Here is a 17,611-nt window from a genome sequence, read left to right as displayed (position 1 = left end):
TACGCGGGCGGAACCCGTCCGTCCTGCCGCGCACGACCCCACCGTGCGTCTACCCCGTACATATGGACGAACCACCCGCCCCGATGATTCCCCGGAATTGCTCCTGGAGAGCACGGAGGGTCACGGGGCGAAGAGTTCCAGCCAACTGATACCTGCCGGTACCGGCAGGCCCTGCCGGGATTCCCTGTCGCTTTAGCGAATTTCGTCTCCGGGAATACCCGGACAACTCATGATCAAGCCCAAAGGAGACGGCTGAAAATCATCCGGACGTGTCTTCGAGTTGTCTCTGTGTCGGTAGTAGGCTCGCGCCGTTTATTGACGCAGGACGGACCTCGCCCGCGTCCGCCCGTCGCGCGCCGGTGTACACGACGGTGCGGGGCGGAGCAGGGCCGAGGAACGACCGTGAGAAGACCACCCTCGCGATGCGGGGTCGATCTGGGGGAGGCCATGCGCTTTCGCGGGAAGTCCATCCGCAGGAAGATCGTGGCGTTGCTGCTGGTGCCGCTCGTCTCCCTCACGGGCCTCTGGGTCTTCGCCACTTACATCACCGGCCGCCAGGCGGGCGAGCTGATGAGCGCCGGGTCCATCGTGGAGAAGGTCGGCCACCCGCTGGAGGACGCCGTCCGCGCCGTACAGGCCGAGCGCAGGCAGACGCTGGTATTCCTCGCCGATCCCCGGGCCTCCGACGCGCTCCCCGTCCTCATGGGCCAACGCGCCGCCACCGACCGCATCGTGGGCGAGGTCAGGGAGAACGCCCGGGCGCAGGACGTCAGGGACGCGCTGACCGCGGCCGACAGCAGCCGGCTGGACGCGATCCTCAGCGCCGTCGACGGACTGGACGCCCTGCGGGACTCGGTCGAGAAGCGCACCATCAGCCGGGCGAAGGCGCTCGACTTCTACAACGGCCTCGTCGACCCCTCGTACCGCTTCCTCAACGGACTCCACGCCCTGGAGAACGTGTCGATGGACAAGCAGATGCGGGCCCTGGTCGGCGTCTCCCGGGCCCGGGAGCTGCTCTCCCGCGAGGACGCGCTGATCGCCTCCGGCCTCATCGCCGGCCGCTTCACCACCTCCGAACTACGTCAGATCTCCGGCCTCGTGGCCCAGCGCGAACTGCTCTACGAAGTCAGCCTGGAAAGCCTTCCCGCCGCCGAACGCCGACGCGTCGAGCAGTTCTGGGGCAGCCCCGACACCGAACCGCTGCGCACCGCCGAGGACGCGCTGATCGCCGCCGGGCCGACGAAGCGCCCCGGAGCGGTCGACGCCGACCGCTGGGAGGAGTCGGCCGTGCCCGTCCTCGACCGGCTGGCGGGCGACGCCAAGGAGATGGGCAACCGTTTCCAGGACCGCGCCGAACCGGCCGCCTACCGGGTCCTCGCCCAGGCCGGGATCGCCGGGGTGCTCGGCTTCCTGGCCCTGGTCGTCTCGGTCTTCGTCTCCGTACGCGTCGGCCGCGAACTCGTCCGGGACCTCTCCCGGCTGCGCAAGGACGCCCACGAGGTCTCCGGCGTCCGGCTGCCGAGCGTCATGCGCCGACTGGCCGCGGGCGAGCAGGTGGACGTCGGGACCGAGGCCCCCCACCTCAGTTACGAGCCCGATGAGATCGGCCAGGTCGGACAGGCGCTCAACACCCTCCAGCGGGCCGCCGTCGAGGCCGCGGTCAAACAGGCGGACATGCGGCGCGGCGTCTCCGAGGTCTTCGTCAACCTCGCCCGCCGCAACCAGGTCCTCCTGCACCGCCAGCTCACGCTGCTGGACGCGATGGAGCGCCGCACCGAGAACAGCGACGAACTGGCCGACCTCTTCCGCCTCGACCACCTCACCACCCGCATGCGGCGGCACGCCGAGGGCCTCGTGATCCTCTCCGGCGCCGCCCCCTCCCGCCAGTGGCGCAAGCCCATCCAGCTGATGGACGTGGTGCGGGCCGCCGTCGCCGAGGTCGAGGACTACGAACGCATCGAGGTCCGGCGCCTGGCCCGGATCGGCGTGGGCGGACCCGCCGTGGCCGACCTCACCCACCTGATCGCCGAACTCCTGGAGAACGCCACCGTCTTCTCGCCCCCGCACACCGCCGTCCAGGTGCACGGCGAACGCGTCTCCAACGGCTTCACGCTCGAAATCCACGACCGCGGCCTCGGCATGCCCCCCGAAGTCCTCCTCGACGCCAACCTGCGGCTCGCCGAGACCCCCGACTTCGAGCTGTCCGACACCGACCGGCTGGGCCTCTTCGTCGTCAGCCGGCTCGCCCAGCGGCAGAACGTCCGGGTCTCCCTCCAGAAGTCGCCGTACGGAGGCACCACCGCGGTCGTGTTCATCCCCGCGGCCCTGCTCACCGACGCCCCCGACACCCACGGCACCGGTTTCCGCCTCGACCGCCGTGCCGAGCGGGCGATCGCAGGCGGCCGGAGCTCCGACGCGCGGGGCGGCGAGCAGAGTACGGGCGGCGGGGAGCGCCGCGTCAACGGCGGGGCCCCGGTCCTGGCGCCGGTCCCCACCGGGCGCACCGAAGCGGGCGCCCTGGACGGGCCGGTCGAGCTGGAGGCGCCGGTCGGCGCGCTGGACTTCTCCGGCGACCCGCTGGACCGTTCGCCGGATCCGGCCCTGGACCCGGCGCTCGGCCCCGTCCTGGACGGGGTGTCCGACCTGGAGGACACCGAGAGCGAGCGCGGCGGCATCTTCCGCGCCCGGGACCTGCGCCGCGAGGGTGACCGCGAGCCCCGCCGCGACGAGTCCGGCGGCCCGCGCCGGACCACCGACCGGGAGCAGCACCAGCAGGCCCGTGACCACGGCGACGAGCCGACGGCGCAGGTTCGCCCGATGCGTTCCGCCGGACCCGTCCCGCTGCCCCGCCGTACGCCGACGCTGGTCACCGACCGGGGTCGCCGGGTCGACGACCCGGCCGCACCCCACGTGAAGGCCACCGGTCCGGTCCCGTACTCCGCCGACCGGGCCCCCGACGCGGCCGGCAGGCCGGTCCGTGCCTCCGAAGCGCCCTGGACCGCGCGAGCGGCCGCACAGCGCACGACGGAGGCGCAGCGCACGGCAGAGGCGCCCCGCTCCGCGGAACCACCGCGTGCCCCCGGGCCGTCCGGCACGTCCGGCACGTCCGGCACGTCCGGCACGTCCGGCACGTCCGGGCCGTCCGGGCCGTTCCGTTCGACCGAACCACCGCGCGCACCGGAACCGCCCCGTGCCACCGAACCGCCCCGTAGGCCCGCCGCGCCCCGTACGTCCGGCGCACGGCAGGACGTCCCCCCGGCGGCGGCCGGCCCCCCGGGGCCCGACACCGTGGGCGGACTGCCCCGGCGGGTCCGGCAGGCCAGCCTCGCCCGCCAGTTGCGCGAGGACTCCGCTGACCGGAGTCCGCACCGGGCGCCCGTGGACACGTTCGACGACGCCGAACGCGACGCGGACGAGGTGCGCGACCGGATGGCGTCGCTCCAGCGCGGCTGGCAGCGCGGCCGTCGACAGAACGCCGAAGCCACCGAAGCCACCACGATCGACAACAGCGACAACAGCGACAACACCGAGGACACCGGCGGCCCCGGTGGCACAGCACCAGGAACCACTCCGGGAGGGGACGGTCGATGACCGCACCGAACGCCGCAGCACCCAACCCCGCACGCCACGGCTCGGGCGAACTGAACTGGCTGCTGGACGAACTCGTCCAGCGCGTCTCCAGCATCCGCAAGGTGCTGGTGCTCTCCAGCGACGGACTCGCCACCGGCGCCTCGGGGGATCTGACCCGTGAGGACAGCGAGCATCTCGCCGCCGTCGCCTCCGGATTCCACAGCCTCGCCAAGGGCGTGGGCCACCACTTCGACGCCGGCCGGGTCCGCCAGACCGTCGTCGAACTGGACGAGGCGTTCCTCTTCGTCACGGCCGCCGGCGACGGCAGCTGTCTCGCCGTCCTGGCGGACGCCGACTCCGACGTCGGCCAGGTCGCGTACGAGATGACCCTGATGGTCAAGCGCGTGGGGGCCCATCTGGCCAACGCCCCACGGACGACCGGTCTGCCCGCCGGAGGGTGAGCGTGGCGGGCATGAGTGCCGACTCCCCCCGGGGCGCCGGTCCCGGAGATGACGGGACCGTCGATCCCCAGGTCTCGCGGTGGTACGACGCGGAGGCTGGACCGGTGGTCCGCCCGTACGCGATGACCCGGGGACGTACCAGCAGCGCCTCCCGTCATCGCCTCGACCTGATCGCGCTCGTCGTGCCGGAACCGGCCGCCGACGATCCCGGCCGGGATCAGACGCTCGCCCCCGAACACGTGGCGATCGTCGAACTCTGCAGCGACATGCCCCAGTCCATCGCCGAGCTCGCCGCCGAACTCGACCTCCCCGTCGGGGTGGTCCGGGTCCTGGTGGGTGATCTCGTCGAGGACGAACTGGTGCACGTCACCCGTCCCGTTCCGCCGGCCGAGCTGCCGGACGTGAGCATTCTTCGCGAGGTTATCCATGGCCTTCGGGCGCTCTAGCCGCCGAAAGCAGCGGCTCGTCGAGCCTGTCACCCTGAAAATCCTGGTGGCGGGAGGGTTCGGCGTCGGCAAGACGACCGCGGTCGGCTCGGTCAGCGAGATCAGGCCGCTGCGCACCGAGGAACGCCTCACCGAGGCGGGCCGCCCGGTGGACGATCTGGAGGGGGTGGAGGGCAAGACCACCACCACGGTCGCGATGGACTTCGGCCGGATCACCCTGCGGGAGGACCTGGTCCTCTACCTGTTCGGCACACCGGGCCAGGACCGCTTCTGGTTCCTGTGGGACGAACTGGCCCAGGGTTCCCTGGGCGCGGTCGTCCTCGCCGACACCCGGCGGCTGGAGGACTGCTTCGCCGCGGTCGACTACTTCGAGCGCAGGCGGATCCCCTTCACGGTCGCGGTCAACACGTTCGAGGGCGCCGAGCGGTTTCCGACGGAGACCGTGCAGGCCGCCCTCGACCTCGACCCCGAGGTCCCGGTGCTCGTCTGCGACGCACGGGACCGGTCCTCCGTGCGCGACGTCCTGGTCGCGGTCGTGGAGCACGCCCTGGAGCGTGCGGCACGGGCCCGCGAGCCCGTCGCCACCTGAGCCGGGGGCGTCCCGCCACGCGTGCGGCCCGTACCCCCGCCGACAGGGGTACGGGCCGCACGTCGTCCGGCGGACCGGGCCCCGAGTGTTCTGCGGCGGTGACGCCCAGTCAAGTGAAGGGCAGCGAAAACCTGCCGGCCCCCCGGGATTCACCGGACCGCGACCACCGCCGAGCCGTGCCCGAGCAGCCCCTGGTTCGCCGTGATGCCGACCCGCGCGCCCGGGATCTGCCGGTCCCGGCCCGGCCGCGCAACTGCCGGGTGAGCTCGCAGACCTGCGCGATGGCCTGGGCCGGGACCGCCTCGCCGAACGAGGCCAGGCCCCCGCTCGCGTTCACCGGGATCCGGCCGCCCAGCGCGGTCGCCCCCGTGCGCAGGAGCTGTGCCGCCTCACCCGGCCCGCACAGCCCGATGCCCTCGTACCACTCCAGCTCCAGGGCCGTGGACAGGTCGTAGACCTCGGCCAGCGAGAGGTCCTCCGGCCCGATGCCCGCCTCCTCGTACGCGGTGCGCGCGATCGAGGCCAGGAAGCTCTCGGGAGAGGGCTCGACGGCCACCGCCGAGTCCGTGCCGATGTCCGGCAGGTCCAGGACGGTCCTCGGGTAGGTCGGCGTCACGGTGGACACCGCACGGATCCGCACCGGATCACGCACCCCGTGCCGCCGCGCGAAATCCATGCCGCACAGCACCACCGCGGCGGCCCCGTCGGACGTGGCGCAGATGTCCAGCAGCCGCAGCGGATCGGCCACCATCGCCGAGGCGGCGACCTCATCGGCCGTCACCGGGCGCCGGTAGCGGGCGAACTCGTTCAGCGCCCCCGCCGCCGCGTTCTTCACCTTCACCAGCGCGAAGTCCTCCGGAGTGTCCCCGTACAGAGCCATGCGACGGCGGGCGTACAGCCCGAAGTACGCGGGGTACGTCGCTCCGAGCACCCGGAAGCGCAGCCAGTCCGGATCGTCCGGCCGCTCCCCGCCCGCCGGGGCGAAGAAGCCCTTGGGCGCCGCGTCCGCCCCCACCACGAGCACCACGTCCGCCAGCCCCGCCAGGATCTGTGCCCGTGCCGTGTCGATGGCCTGGGCCCGGAAGCGCACGCGGCGTACACGGACGACACCCGCGCTCCCTGCCACCCGAGCGCCCGGGCGAAGGCGGCCCCCGCCACGTACCCCGGATAGCCTCCGCGCACCGTCTGCGCGCCGACCACCGACCGGATCTCGGGCCAGCCGATCCCGCGTCCGCGAGTGCGCGGTGCGCGGCGGTCCGGCCGTACGTCACGAAGCCTCGCCCCCACTTCCCCCACGGATGCATTCCGGTGCCGAGGACGGCCACCTCGCCCGTCATGAGGCGCCCCCCTGGTCAGGTCCGGCGTCCGGAAGCCGGCCGGCCCCCGGCCCCCCGGCCGCGTCCCCCGCCGGCACGGGCCGCCAGTGCCACGTCGTGTGCACGACGCCCGTCGCCCGGTCCTCGTCCAGGACGCCCGGCACCGCCTCCACCACCGAGCCGACGGGGAGATCGGCCACGCCCACCCCGGGGGCGGCCTGTCCCAGCACCACCATGCGCCCGGCGGCCAGTTCGACGGCGACCAGCGTGTACGGAGCCCAGGGCGCCCCGGGATCGCTGACGTACGGGGGAGGGGGCCGGTAGCGCCCGTCGGTGCAGGACCACACCGTGCCCCGCTTCGACAGCGGCACCTCCGCCAGTTCGCCCCCGGGGCAGCCCGGGTTGCGGCAGTGGCCGTCCTCCCGGGGGAAGTGCACCGACCGGCAGCCGGAGCAGCGGGTGCCCAGCAGCCGGAATTCCTCCTCCGCGGCGTACTCGGTGAACCAACCGGCCACCACGGGTATGCGCGTGCGCGTCAAAGCCCCTCCCGGCACTGGAACTGACGGAACGTCAGAAGTGTGCCACGGGTGTCCTCGTCCGGCGAGGGGCCCGGTCCGCCGCCCTCAGTCGCGCCCGTCCCCGGCGCGCTCGTCCGTGCCGTGCTCCGCCAGCCACTTCGCCGCGGTCTCCGCCAGTTCGGCGTCCCGGCCCGCGAGCATCGTCCGGATCATCCGCGCGTCCCCGCGCAGGGACCACACCGGGTGCCCGAACGTGGCCGGGTTGTTCTTCTCGATCAGGAAGTGGGCGGGCCACGCCGTGCCGTAGCCGATGAGCGGCAGTGCCGCCAGAAAGCGCTTTTGGCCGCGCGCCAGCCCGTACCCGGAGAGCGCGAGCCCGGTCAGGGTGCCGGTCAGATGGACCCAGCGGGTGGCGGCCCGGGAGTGCATCGCGACGTAGTACGGCCAGAACTCCTCGTACGTTTCGAACGTCTGCTGTGACATACGGGCACCGTAGCCGTCCGATCGGCAACCGAACACGCCTCTTTCGCGTCCGAGATGAAGAACGGGCGGCCGGAGCCCACGGGGGTGGTCCCGGTCGCCCGTCGCCGCTTCCCGGCAGCGGGTCCGCCCTGTCAGTGCCCGGCGACCGACCGGCGGTGCACCGGGAAGTCGAAGTAGGTGTCGGGGAACGGCTCGGGCCTGAAGGTGAAGTGCCACCACTCCTCCGGCAGATTCGCGAACCCGGCCTCGGCCAACGTCCGCTTCAGGAGCTGCCGGTTGGCGCGCTGGGCGCCCTGGATCCGCGGGTCGTCCGTGTGCGACAGGGTGTCGAAGCAGTCGTACCCCGTGCCCATGTCCACCGAGTTGTCGGGGAACCGCTCGTCCTGCGGCGCGAAGCAGGGGGTCGGCCCCTCGTCCGGAACCTGCGGCCGGGCCGGCGCGGCCGGCAGCCTGACCAGGGTCAGGTCCACCGTGCTGCCCCGGCTGTGCCCGGACTTCTCCGCGATGTACCCGTCCGCGAACAGCCGGTCCTTGTCGACCCGCGGATAGAACTCCGCCTTCGTGGACTGGTCGCCCAGGTCCTTCGCCCACCGCACGAAGTGGTCCACCGCCCGCTGCGGCCGGTAGCAGTCGTACACCTTCAGCGAATATCCCTGGCGCAGCAGCCGCCGCTGCGCCAGGTGCAGGGCGCGGGCCGCGGGCCGGGTGAGGATGCAGACCGGCTGCCGGTAGCCGTCCACCCGCTCGCCCAGAAAGTTGTGCGCCGTGGTGTAGCGCATGTCCTGGATGATCGTCGGATCCACCGAGTGCAGCGCCACGAACTCGCCGGGAGCCCGCGGTTCGGGGCGAGCCTGAGCCGCGGGGGAGAGGGCGGTGGCGGCGAGGAGGGTGGCGGCCGTGGCGGCCAGGGCGCGGAGAGCGGTACGCATTCCTGTCATGGGCACATCGTCTATCAGCTTCGCGGCCCCCGGGAAAGGACGCGGCGTCGCGGCCCTCGGGAAAGGACGGCCCGGAAGGCGGCGCCTGGAAAGGCCGCCCCCGGGAGACGGGAGGGACGGTCCGATACAGTCCGCCCGTGTCCGAATACGGCAGCAGCCCCGAACCAGCCGCCCCGCGGCCGCCCCGGTACGCACGGGATTCCCACTGCGGCACGTGCGGAGCCCCGTACACCGCCCTCCCGTCCGCCGACGCGTGGCCCCGCACCTGCACGCACTGCGTAACCACCGCATACCGCAACCCGCTCCCCGTCGCGGTGGCCATGCTCCCCGTCACCGGCCCGTGCTCCACCGGACTCGTCGTCATCACCCGCACCATCGAGCCGCAGAAGGGCGGCACGGCCCTGCCCGGCGGGTTCATCGACCACGCCGAGGACTGGCGGGCGGCGGTCGTCCGCGAACTGCGCGAGGAGACCGGCATCTGCGCCGCCGCACAGGACGTCCGGCTGGCCGACGTCCTCAGCGACACCGGCGGCCACCTCCTGGTCTTCGGCCTGCTTCCGGCACGCCCTCTCGCGAGCCTCCCGCCCTCGGTTCCCACCGACGAGACGTCCGGCTACGACGTCCTGTACGGCCCGCGCCCCCTGGCGTTCCCCCTGCACACGGAAGCCGCCGACGCCTGGTTCGACGGCCGCTGTTCCTGAGGCGGCACAGCGCGGGGCCCGGCCGGAGGAGAGGCGACACGGCGGAGGCGGTCACAGCGGGGGCGGCCAAGGGAGGGGACGAGACGGCGGCGGCCGGAGGGGCGGGGCGCAGCGGGGGCGGCAGCACCCCGCGCCCACGCCCCCTGATCCAGCCCTCGCGCCCCCTCAACCCCGCTCGCCTACCCCCCGCACCCGCACCGGGCAGTCGATCCCGCCCCCAGCGCCGTCCCCCCGCTCCACCACCACGCGGTCGCCCTCCCACCGCGTCACATACCGTTCGACCTCCGCCTCCGCCCACCCGTCACCCGCGTCCCGCACCACCAGCCCCCCGCCGGTACGCCCCGGCGCGGGCGCCCACACCTCCAGCTCCGGACCGCCGTCCGCCCCCCGCACCGGAATCACCGCGCCCGCCCGCGCCAGCACCGGAACCCGCGACAGCGGAGCGTCGACCAGGACCTGGCCCGAACCCTCGTACGCCCGCCCGGTCGCCGTGTCGTACCACCGCCCCCGGGGCAGCCGCACCGCCCGCCGCCGCACCCCGGGCTCCAGCACCGGAGCCACCAGCAACGCGTCGCCCAGCACGAACGCGTCCTCGCACTCACGCAGCGCCCGGTCGCCCGGCGCGCCCCACCACATCGGCCGCACATAGGGCGCACCGGTCAGCCGCGCCACATGGGACAGCGTCACGAAGTAGGGGTGAAGCCGCTCCCGCTCCACCAGTGCCGCCCGCGCGTGCTCCAGTACCTCGGGCCCGAACTCCCACGGCTCCCGCCGCCCCGCGTCGATCGCCGCATGGGTCCGGAACAGCGGCAGATACGCCCCCAGCTGGAACCACCGCAGATACAGCTCCGGCGACGGGAACCCGTCGAACCCGCCCACATCCGGACCCGAATACGGCACCCCGCACAGCCCGAGACCCACCACCAGCGACAACGACGCCCGCAGCCCCGGCCACCCCGTCGACACATCCCCGGACCAGGTGCCCCCGTACCTCTGCATCCCCGCCCAGCCCGACCGCGAGAAGAGGAACGGGCGCTCCGCGGGCCGCAGCCGGAGCAGCCCCTCGTACCCGGCCCGCGCCATCGCCAGGGCGTACACGTTGTGCGCCTCGCGATGATCACCACCGGCGCCCTCCAGCACGTGCCGGGCCGAACGCGGCAGCGACGGATCCCCGAACGCCGCGAAGGAGACCGGCTCGTTCATGTCGTGCCAGACCCCCGAGAAGCCCTGCGCAAGCCGTTCCTCGTACAGAGATCCCCACCAATCCCGCACAAGCGGATCAGTGAAGTCCGGATAGACGCAGGCCCCCGGCCACACCTCCCCGACCACCACCCGCCCCCGCGCGTCCCGGACGTACGCACCACGCTCCCCGACCGCCACACCCCCGTCGAACACCGCGTCGCCCGGCTCCGCCTTCACCCCCGGATCCACGATCGACACCAGCCGCACCCCGTCCTCGCGCAGCTCCTTCGCCAGCGCGGGCAACGCGGGGAACCGCTCCTCGTCCACCGTGAACACCCGGTGTCCGTCGTAGTGGTCGATGTCCAGATGCAGCACGGACAGCGGCAGCCCCCGCTCCCGGTACCCGTCGACGACCCGCCGCACCTCCCGCTCACTCCCGAACCCCCACCGGGCGTGCTGCGGCCCCAGAGCCCAGGACGGCGGCAGCGCCGGCACGCCCGTCAGCGCCGTCCACCCCTGGAGCACCCGGGCCGGCGTCCCCGCCACCACCCAGCAGCGCAGCGGCCCGCCCTCCATCCGCACCTCGCACGTCCCCGGCCGGTCGTGCCCCGACCCCGCGCCCTCCTCGCCCTCCCGCAGCACCACCCGGCCCGCCCAGCTGTTGTCGTGGAACGTCAGATGCGTCCCCGCGTCCGACACCACCACCTGCACCGGCATCGTCAGAGACAGCGGATCGTCCCCCGGACCGAAACGCCCGCCCGGATCCGTGTTCCACAGCCCGTACACCCCGTCCCGCAACCGGGGCCCCGCCGCCCGCCCGCCCAGACCGAAGAACCGCGCGTCGGCCGGCACCTCGGAGCGCTGCACCCACCGCACCGGCCCTCCGCCCACCGGCTCCCACCAGCGAGGCGGCAGCTCACGCCGCAACATCAGCCCGCCCGGCGTCCGCAGCTCCACCGCTCCGGTCCGTGACACCACCACCGTGAGCCGTTCCGAGACCACCTGCCAGCCGCCGTCCTTGTCCGGCTCCAGCACCGCCCGCGGATCCGGCGCGGGCGCCTCACCCGCCACCGCGTACGACGGCAGCGGCTCCGCCCCGTCCCACGCCCAGAACACCGCGCCGCCCACCGACACACGGATGCGCAGCTCCGAACGGGCGAACCGCACCACGCCCCCGCCCGGACCCGGCTCCGCACCCGTCAGCGCACCGGGCACCCGGGCCCGCTCCGGCCCCCGCGCCGGCAGCGCCGCCGCGTCCGCGGACCTGCGCCGCCAGGCCGAGCGCACCGCGCGCAGCCCCCGCAACGAACCGACCAACCTCACCCGACGCACCAGGTCACGACCGTCCATGGCGCACACCCTGCCACCCGCCCGACGCGCAGAACCCTCCGTTCAACTCCCGTTCACCCATGCCGGGCCCGAAGGGGCCGAACCCCCGACGGCGGGGCCACCCTGGTGCCGAAGACGATCACATGGCATCGTCCGTGTCAGCCGCTCACGCGCACACCCCCGCCCGTGCGCGCCGACACGCCGACCCCGCGTACCCGTACTGCCAGGGAGCAGCCCTCATGACCGCAGCCACGCCCGACGCCCCGCTCTGGCAGCCCGGCCCCGACCGTATCGAGGCCGCGGCCGTCACCCGCTTCCAGAACTGGGCCGCGACCCGCTACGGCGCGCCGGCCGACGGCGGGTACGCGGCCCTGCACCGCTGGTCCGTCGACGAGCTCGACACCTTCTGGCGCGCCGTCGCCGCATGGTTCGACATCCGCTTCTCCACGCCGTACGAGAGCGTCCTCGGCGACCGTGCCATGCCCGGCGCCACCTGGTTCCCCGGCGCCACCCTCAACTACGCCGAGCACGCCCTGCGCACCGCCGAGGACCCGGACCGCGCGGACACCCCCGCCCTCCTGTACGTCGACGAGACCCACACCCAGGTCCCCGTCAGCTGGGCCCGGCTCCGCCGCCAGGTCGGCTCCCTCGCCGCCGAACTCCGCGCCCTCGGCGTCACCCCCGGCGACCGCGTCAGCGGCTACCTCCCCAACATCCCGCAGGCCGTCGTCGCCTTCCTCGCCACCGCCGCGGTCGGCGGCGTCTGGACCTCCTGCGCCCCCGACTTCGGCGCCCGCAGCGTCCTCGACCGGTTCCAGCAGATCGAACCCGTCGTCCTGTTCACCGTCGACGGCTACCGCTACGGCGGCAAGGAACACGACCGCACCGAGACCGTCGCCGAGCTCCGCCGCGAACTGCCCACCCTGCGCGCCGTCGTCCACATCCCGCTGCTGGGCACCGACGCCCCCGAGGGCGCGCTCGCCTGGGCCGCCCTCACCTCCGCCGACACCGAGCCGGTCTTCGAGCAGGTCCCCTTCGAGCACCCCCTGTGGGTCCTCTACTCCTCCGGCACCACCGGCCTGCCCAAGGCCATCGTCCAGTCCCAGGGCGGCATCCTGCTCGAACACTTCAAGCAGCTCGGCCTGCACTGCGACCTCGGACCCGAGGACCGCTTCTTCTGGTACACCTCCACCGGCTGGATGATGTGGAACTTCCTCGTCTCCGGCCTCCTCACCGGCACCACCGTCGTCCTGTACGACGGCAGCCCCGGCTATCCGGACATCAGCGCGCAGTGGCGGGTCGCCGAACAGACGGGCGCGACGCTCTACGGCACCTCCGCCGCGTACGTCATGGCCTGCCGCAAGGCCGACGTCCACCCCGGCCGCGACTTCGACCTCTCCCGCGTCCAGTGCGTCGCCACCACCGGCTCCCCGCTCCCGCCCGACGGCTTCCGCTGGCTCCACGACGAGGTGGCCGAAGACCTCTGGATCGCCTCCGTCAGCGGCGGCACCGACGTCTGCAGCTGCTTCGCCGGGGCCGTCCCCACCCTCCCCGTCCACATCGGCGAGCTCCAGGCCCCTTGCCTCGGCACCGACCTCCAGTCCTGGGGCCCGGCCGGCGAACCCCTCATCGGCGAGGTCGGTGAGCTGGTCGTCACCAACCCGCTGCCCTCCATGCCCATCCGCTTCTGGAACGACCCCGACGGCAGCCGTTACCACGACAGCTACTTCGACATGTACCCGGGCGTCTGGCGGCACGGCGACTGGATCACCATCACCGACCACGGCTCGGTGATCATCCACGGCCGCTCCGACTCCACCCTGAACCGCCAGGGCGTCCGCATGGGCTCCGCCGACATCTACGAGGCCGTCGAGCGGCTCCCCGAGATCCGCGAATCCCTCGTCATCGGCCTCGAAGAACCCGACGGCGGCTACTGGATGCCGCTCTTCGTCCACCTCGCCGACGGCGCGACCCTCGACGACGACCTGCGGGCCGCGATCAAGCGGACCATCCGCGAGAACCTCTCCCCACGCCACGTACCGGACGAGGTCATCGAGGTCCCCGGCATCCCGCACACCCTCACCGGCAAGCGCATCGAGGTTCCGGTCAAGCGCCTGCTCCAGGGAACCGACCTGGCCAAGGCGGTCAACCCGGGCTCCGTCGACAACCTCGACCTCCTCCGCTTCTACGCCGAACTGGCCGCGCGCCGCCGCCGATAAGCCCGCCTGTCAGACCCTCTGATTACGCTGAGTGAGCAAGGTTTCACCGCGCTCAGCGGCGACAACAGGGGGACGCATGGCACACACCGACCACACGAGGCACAGCCACACGCAGAAGGCGAAGCGCCGCACCAAATCGGGAATCAAGCACGGCAGCAAGCACGACAGCAAGCACGACAGCACCCTGCGACGCACGCTGCGCCGCGAAGCCCCCAGCACCGTCGGTCTCCTGGTCGACGAGGAGGACTTCGCGGCCATGCGGCGATATCGCACCTTCCCCTTCGACGACCACACCGTCTACCTGCGACAGGTGGAGGGGCTGCTCAAGGCGCTGGCCGCCCAGGGCATGCACACCACGATCGCCCTCTTCGACCCCGAGGACTACGCCGAGTTCTGCGCGGAGTCCGGAATCGACGCGGACACCGGTGCCGGCCGTAGCCGCTTCACCGCGGAGATCGCCGCCGCCGGAGCGACCGTCGCCTACACCGGCCAACGCCTGAGCGACCTCATCCCCGACCTCGTCGCCCGCGCGGTCCGCCAGGCCACCTGGGAGTACGCCACACTCCTCCTCACCGACCTCGGCGCCTGCGCCGACTGCGGCCAGGACATCGGACGCGCCGCCTTCGACCGGGCCTCGCACCTCCTCATGCGCCTCCTGGAGACGGCGGGCCCGGGGGCCCACCACCTGGTGTGCAGCACCCCGACGGACAACGACCAGCTCCTGGCTGTCCTTCACACCCACCGCGACAACACCGGACCGGCCCGCCTCGACAGCGCGGCGGGCGCGGAGTTCGCCACCGTCCTCGCGGTGGCCATCGCCCTGGAATCGCGCGCGGGAGTCGTCCTGCGCACCAGCGCACCCGACAGCACGGACCGCGTCCACGGCTGGCGTCTGGCCCACGGAGCCCTCGCCCCGCTCACCGCCGGCGAGGTCTTCAACGCCTACTGCACCGACGCGGACACCGGAGAGCCCGTCTCCCCGGAATCCGGCGTCGAGTACTGCGCGGGATTCGACATCGGGGCCGACCCGGCCGAGCCCCACCACTGAGACGCCACACAGCAGGAGGGGCTTCCCGCCACCCGGCGGAAAGCCCCTCCCCAACACCCCTGCCCCGGCCTGCTCGGCTACTCGCCGGACAGCACGGCCTGCGCCGCGCTGCGCGCCTCGTCCGCGGAGTCGGCCGAGCGAGCGGCGTTCGCCGCCCGCTCGCACTGGGCCAACGTGTACTTGGCCAGTGTGGCCCGCACATAGGGAATGGACGCGGCGCCCATCGACAGGGAGGTGACGCCCAGTCCCGTCAGCACACACGCCAGCAGCGGATCGGCCGCCGCCTCACCGCACACACCACAGCTCTTGCCCTCGGCACGCGCCGCGTCGGCGGACAGCGCCACGAGATCCAGCAGCGCCGGCTGCCACGGATCCTGGAGCCGCGACACCGCGCCCACCTGACGGTCGGCCGCGAAGGTGTACTGCGCCAGGTCGTTGGTGCCCAGCGACAGGAACTCCACCTCCTGAAGGATCGACCGCGCCCGCAGAGCCGCCGACGGGATCTCCACCATCGCGCCGAACTTCGCGCGGAGACCGGCCTCCCGGCACGCGTCCGCGAACGCCTTGGCGTCGATGCGGTCGGCCACCATGGGGGCCATGACCTCCAGATACACCGGCAGACCCTCGGCGGCCTTGGCGAGCGCCGTCAGCTGGGTACGCAGCACCTCGGGATGGTCCAGCAGACTCCGCAGCCCACGGACGCCCAGCGCCGGGTTCGGCTCGTCGGCCGGGGTCAGGAAGTCCAGCGGCTTGTCGGCGCCGGCGTCCAGCACGCGTACGACGACACGCCCCTCGGGGAACGCCTCCAGCACCGCGCGGTAGGCCGCGACCTGCTTCTCCTCGGACGGGGCCTGCTTGCTGTCGTCCAGGAACAGGAACTCGGTCCGGAACAGCCCGACCCCCTCCGCCCCCGCCTCGACCGCCGCGGGCACATCGCCCGGGCCGCCGACATTGGCGAGCAGCGGCACCTTGTGCCCGTCCGACGTGGCGCCGGGGCCGGTCGAGGCGGACAGCGCCGCCTTACGAGCGGCGGCGGCGCCCTCCAGCTCGGCGCGCTTCTCGTCGCTCGGGTCGACGAAGATCTCACCCGTGCTGCCGTCCACCGCGACGACCGTGCCCTCGGCCAGCTCACCGGCGCCGGGCAGCGCCACCACGGCCGGTACGCCGAGCGCCCGCGCCAGGATGGCGCTGTGGCTGGTCGGTCCGCCCTCCTCGGTGACGAAGCCGAGCACCAGCGCCGGGTCGAGGAGCGCGGTGTCGGCGGGCGCCAGGTCACGCGCGATCAGTACATACGGCTCGTCGCTGTCCGGCACGCCGGGCATCGGCACACCGAGCAGGCGCGCCACGATCCGGTTCCGTACGTCGTCGAGGTCCGCGACCCGTCCCGCCAGGTACTCCCCGGCATTGGCGAGCAGCGCCCGGTACGCGGCGAACGCGTCGTACACGGCACGCTCGGCGGTGCTGCCCACGGCGACGCGCCGGTCGACGTCGGACATCAGCTCCGGGTCCTGCGCCATCATGGCCTGCGCCTCGAGCACGTGCTGTGCCTCGCCGCCGGCAAGGTTGCCGCGAGCGATCAGATCCGCGGCGACCGCTTCCACCGCCTGCCTGGCGCGCCCCTGTTCGCGACCGGCCTCCTCGGCGGGAATCGATTTGGCGGGCGGCTCCAGCACCGCCGTACCCATGTGCCGAACCTCGCCGATGGCCACACCGTGGCTCACGCCGACGCCTCGCAGCGTTGTCTCCATTTCACCCGTCTCCGGTTGTGCGGCGACCGAGTCACCGCGGTGGTTGTGCAACTGGCTTGTCACTGCGCGCGAGGCGTCACTGCCAGCCGAACAGCGTGTCGCCGAGCTTCACGTCCCCGTCCTCACGGACCTCGGAGAGTGATTCGGCGGTGGCCTCCAGGGCCACGATCGGGCAGATGGGTGACTTGCCGGCGGCCTCGACGGCGACCGGGTCCCAGCGCACGATGCCCTGGCCCCGGGTCACGGTGTCCCCCTTGTTGACGAGAAGCTCGAAGCCCTCGCCGTTGAGCTGGACGGTGTCGATGCCGAGGTGGGTCAGGACCCCGTGCCCCTCCGCGTCGACGACGACGAACGCGTGGGGGTGAAGGGAGACGACGACGCCGTCGACCGGGGACACGGCCTCCGAGGGCTCGCGTACGGGGTCGACGGCGGTGCCGGGACCGACCATGGCGCCGGAGAAGACCGGGTCGGGAACCGCGGTGAGTCCGATGGCGCGTCCAGTAAGAGGGGACGTCACGTTGGTCATGGGGGGCCTCCCAGGGGGTGGAGATTCAGGTGTCGCCGCCGCGGCTGATGGGGGACGGCGTACTGCTCAGCAGAGTAAGTCATATGAAGTCCCGGTTCCGCCCGAGACCTACCGCTTGGCGGACCTAGGGGTGCACCAGAAACGATTTGCCTCGACTCCCGGCGGCCTGTACTGTCGTACTCCTGCCTGACCCCAACGCGACTTTGAGTCGGGGGTCGGCGGCGACCTTCAAGCCCAGATCCTAACCTTGAACCCTTCTTCGGCATGCCCGCAGGACGTGGTCAGGGAAGCGGAAAGGGCCTGATAGAGTCGGACTCGCCGGAAAGGGAAAACGCGAAAGCGAAGAACCTGGAAAGCGAAAAGAAGCAATACCAGCAGGATCGCTCGGCCCGCTTCGACCGAGAATCGGACAGATAAGAGTCTGATAGAGTCGGAAACGCAGGACAGCAAGACAAAGCAGTAAACGAAGGGAAGCGCCCGGAGGGCCCCGGTGAAACGGGACCGAAGGAAGCGTCCGTTCCTTGAGAACTCAACAGC

General features: G+C 72.7%; 13 protein-coding genes and 1 pseudogene. 7 read left to right on the top strand and 7 right to left on the bottom strand.

Annotation, left to right across the window (positions count from 1 at the left end):
* The first annotated feature begins 447 nt into the window (after positions 1-447).
* From ACIQMU_RS14610 to ACIQMU_RS14595, 4 genes are read left to right on the top strand one after another with little or no spacing between them, the layout of a single operon-like run.
* Entirely contained in the window at positions 448-3,591 is a 3,144-nt protein-coding gene (locus ACIQMU_RS14610; RefSeq protein ID WP_402688957.1) for a nitrate- and nitrite sensing domain-containing protein, read from the top strand.
* Entirely contained in the window at positions 3,588-4,031 is a 444-nt protein-coding gene (locus ACIQMU_RS14605) for a roadblock/LC7 domain-containing protein (protein ID WP_352243298.1), read from the top strand. The genes ACIQMU_RS14610 and ACIQMU_RS14605 overlap by 4 nt, the downstream gene beginning before the upstream one ends.
* 11 nt (positions 4,032-4,042) lie before the next feature.
* Positions 4,043-4,477 carry a DUF742 domain-containing protein gene (locus ACIQMU_RS14600; RefSeq protein WP_352243299.1) on the top strand — a complete coding sequence of 145 codons (435 nt, stop codon included), beginning with the start codon at positions 4,043-4,045 and terminating at the stop codon, positions 4,475-4,477.
* Entirely contained in the window at positions 4,458-5,066 is a 609-nt protein-coding gene (locus tag ACIQMU_RS14595) for an ATP/GTP-binding protein (RefSeq protein ID WP_352243300.1), read from the top strand. Before ACIQMU_RS14600 ends, ACIQMU_RS14595 begins: the two co-directional genes overlap by 20 nt.
* Positions 5,067-5,215: 149 nt before the next feature.
* Here the strand turns inward: ACIQMU_RS14595 and ACIQMU_RS14590 are convergent.
* From ACIQMU_RS14590 to ACIQMU_RS14575, 4 genes and pseudogenes are all read right to left on the bottom strand, one after another.
* Positions 5,216-6,403 (bottom strand): annotated as a pseudogene (locus tag ACIQMU_RS14590) (lipid-transfer protein).
* Positions 6,400-6,921, bottom strand: a complete 522-nt coding sequence (locus ACIQMU_RS14585; RefSeq protein WP_402688956.1) for a Zn-ribbon domain-containing OB-fold protein — start codon at positions 6,919-6,921, stop codon at positions 6,400-6,402. The pseudogene ACIQMU_RS14590 and the gene ACIQMU_RS14585 overlap by 4 nt, the downstream one beginning before the upstream one ends.
* An 84-nt stretch (positions 6,922-7,005) precedes the next feature.
* Positions 7,006-7,383 carry a DUF962 domain-containing protein gene (locus ACIQMU_RS14580; RefSeq protein ID WP_352243302.1) on the bottom strand — a complete coding sequence of 126 codons (378 nt, stop codon included), beginning with the start codon at positions 7,381-7,383 and terminating at the stop codon, positions 7,006-7,008.
* Between the two features lie 131 nt (positions 7,384-7,514).
* Positions 7,515-8,321: a M15 family metallopeptidase gene (locus ACIQMU_RS14575; protein WP_402688955.1), complete on the bottom strand. Its 807-nt coding sequence runs from the start codon at positions 8,319-8,321 to the stop codon at positions 7,515-7,517.
* A 137-nt stretch (positions 8,322-8,458) separates the two neighbouring features.
* Between ACIQMU_RS14575 and ACIQMU_RS14570 the strand changes: the two genes are divergently transcribed.
* Complete coding sequence (locus tag ACIQMU_RS14570) at positions 8,459-9,022, top strand: NUDIX domain-containing protein (RefSeq protein WP_402688954.1); 564 nt, start codon at positions 8,459-8,461, stop codon at positions 9,020-9,022.
* A gap of 165 nt (positions 9,023-9,187) precedes the next feature.
* Here the strand turns inward: ACIQMU_RS14570 and ACIQMU_RS14565 are convergent, their stop codons facing one another.
* Positions 9,188-11,554, bottom strand: a complete 2,367-nt coding sequence (locus tag ACIQMU_RS14565; RefSeq protein WP_352243305.1) for a glycoside hydrolase family 31 protein — start codon at positions 11,552-11,554, stop codon at positions 9,188-9,190.
* Between the two features lie 218 nt (positions 11,555-11,772).
* Between ACIQMU_RS14565 and ACIQMU_RS14560 the strand changes: the two genes are divergently transcribed.
* Together ACIQMU_RS14560 and ACIQMU_RS14555 are read left to right on the top strand one after the other, a co-directional pair.
* The gene (locus tag ACIQMU_RS14560) at positions 11,773-13,752 is read left to right on the top strand and encodes an acetoacetate--CoA ligase (RefSeq protein ID WP_352243306.1); all 1,980 of its coding nucleotides are present in this window, start codon (positions 11,773-11,775) and stop codon (positions 13,750-13,752) included.
* Positions 13,753-13,828: 76 nt separating this feature from the next.
* The gene (locus ACIQMU_RS14555) at positions 13,829-14,800 is read left to right on the top strand and encodes a hypothetical protein (protein ID WP_402688953.1); all 972 of its coding nucleotides are present in this window, start codon (positions 13,829-13,831) and stop codon (positions 14,798-14,800) included.
* A gap of 77 nt (positions 14,801-14,877) precedes the next feature.
* Here ACIQMU_RS14555 and ptsP read toward each other — a convergent pair whose 3' ends face one another.
* Together ptsP and ACIQMU_RS14545 are read right to left on the bottom strand one after the other, a co-directional pair.
* Positions 14,878-16,548 (bottom strand): phosphoenolpyruvate--protein phosphotransferase, encoded by a 1,671-nt coding sequence (gene ptsP, locus ACIQMU_RS14550; protein WP_402688952.1) that lies wholly within the window; start codon positions 16,546-16,548, stop codon positions 14,878-14,880.
* Positions 16,549-16,624: 76 nt separating this feature from the next.
* Positions 16,625-17,074, bottom strand: coding sequence for a PTS glucose transporter subunit IIA (locus ACIQMU_RS14545; RefSeq protein WP_352243309.1), 450 nt, complete (start codon positions 17,072-17,074; stop codon positions 16,625-16,627).
* Positions 17,075-17,611 lie beyond the last annotated feature (537 nt).

Origin of the sequence: Streptomyces sp. NPDC091649, from assembly GCF_044756785.1 — a bacterium.
In the GTDB taxonomy this organism is placed as follows: Bacteria; Actinomycetota; Actinomycetes; order Streptomycetales; family Streptomycetaceae; genus Streptomyces.
The sequence above is the reverse complement of the archived record's forward strand: the minus strand, read 5'-3'. Positions and strand labels throughout refer to the sequence as shown.

What these genes read in the sequence shown, in the direction of transcription:
- ACIQMU_RS14600 (WP_352243299.1), top strand. Translation starts at nt 4,043, where the DNA reads ATGAGTGCCGACTCCCCCCGGGGCGCCGGTCCCGGAGATGACGGGACC.
- ACIQMU_RS14580 (WP_352243302.1), bottom strand. Translation starts at nt 7,383, where the DNA reads ATGTCACAGCAGACGTTCGAAACGTACGAGGAGTTCTGGCCGTACTAC.
- ACIQMU_RS14610 (WP_402688957.1), top strand. Translation starts at nt 448, where the DNA reads ATGCGCTTTCGCGGGAAGTCCATCCGCAGGAAGATCGTGGCGTTGCTG.
- ACIQMU_RS14575 (WP_402688955.1), bottom strand. Translation starts at nt 8,321, where the DNA reads ATGACAGGAATGCGTACCGCTCTCCGCGCCCTGGCCGCCACGGCCGCC.
- ACIQMU_RS14545 (WP_352243309.1), bottom strand. Translation starts at nt 17,074, where the DNA reads ATGACCAACGTGACGTCCCCTCTTACTGGACGCGCCATCGGACTCACC.
- ACIQMU_RS14560 (WP_352243306.1), top strand. Translation starts at nt 11,773, where the DNA reads ATGACCGCAGCCACGCCCGACGCCCCGCTCTGGCAGCCCGGCCCCGAC.
- ACIQMU_RS14565 (WP_352243305.1), bottom strand. Translation starts at nt 11,554, where the DNA reads ATGGACGGTCGTGACCTGGTGCGTCGGGTGAGGTTGGTCGGTTCGTTG.
- ACIQMU_RS14595 (WP_352243300.1), top strand. Translation starts at nt 4,458, where the DNA reads ATGGCCTTCGGGCGCTCTAGCCGCCGAAAGCAGCGGCTCGTCGAGCCT.
- ACIQMU_RS14555 (WP_402688953.1), top strand. Translation starts at nt 13,829, where the DNA reads ATGGCACACACCGACCACACGAGGCACAGCCACACGCAGAAGGCGAAG.
- ptsP (WP_402688952.1), bottom strand. Translation starts at nt 16,548, where the DNA reads ATGGAGACAACGCTGCGAGGCGTCGGCGTGAGCCACGGTGTGGCCATC.
- ACIQMU_RS14605 (WP_352243298.1), top strand. Translation starts at nt 3,588, where the DNA reads ATGACCGCACCGAACGCCGCAGCACCCAACCCCGCACGCCACGGCTCG.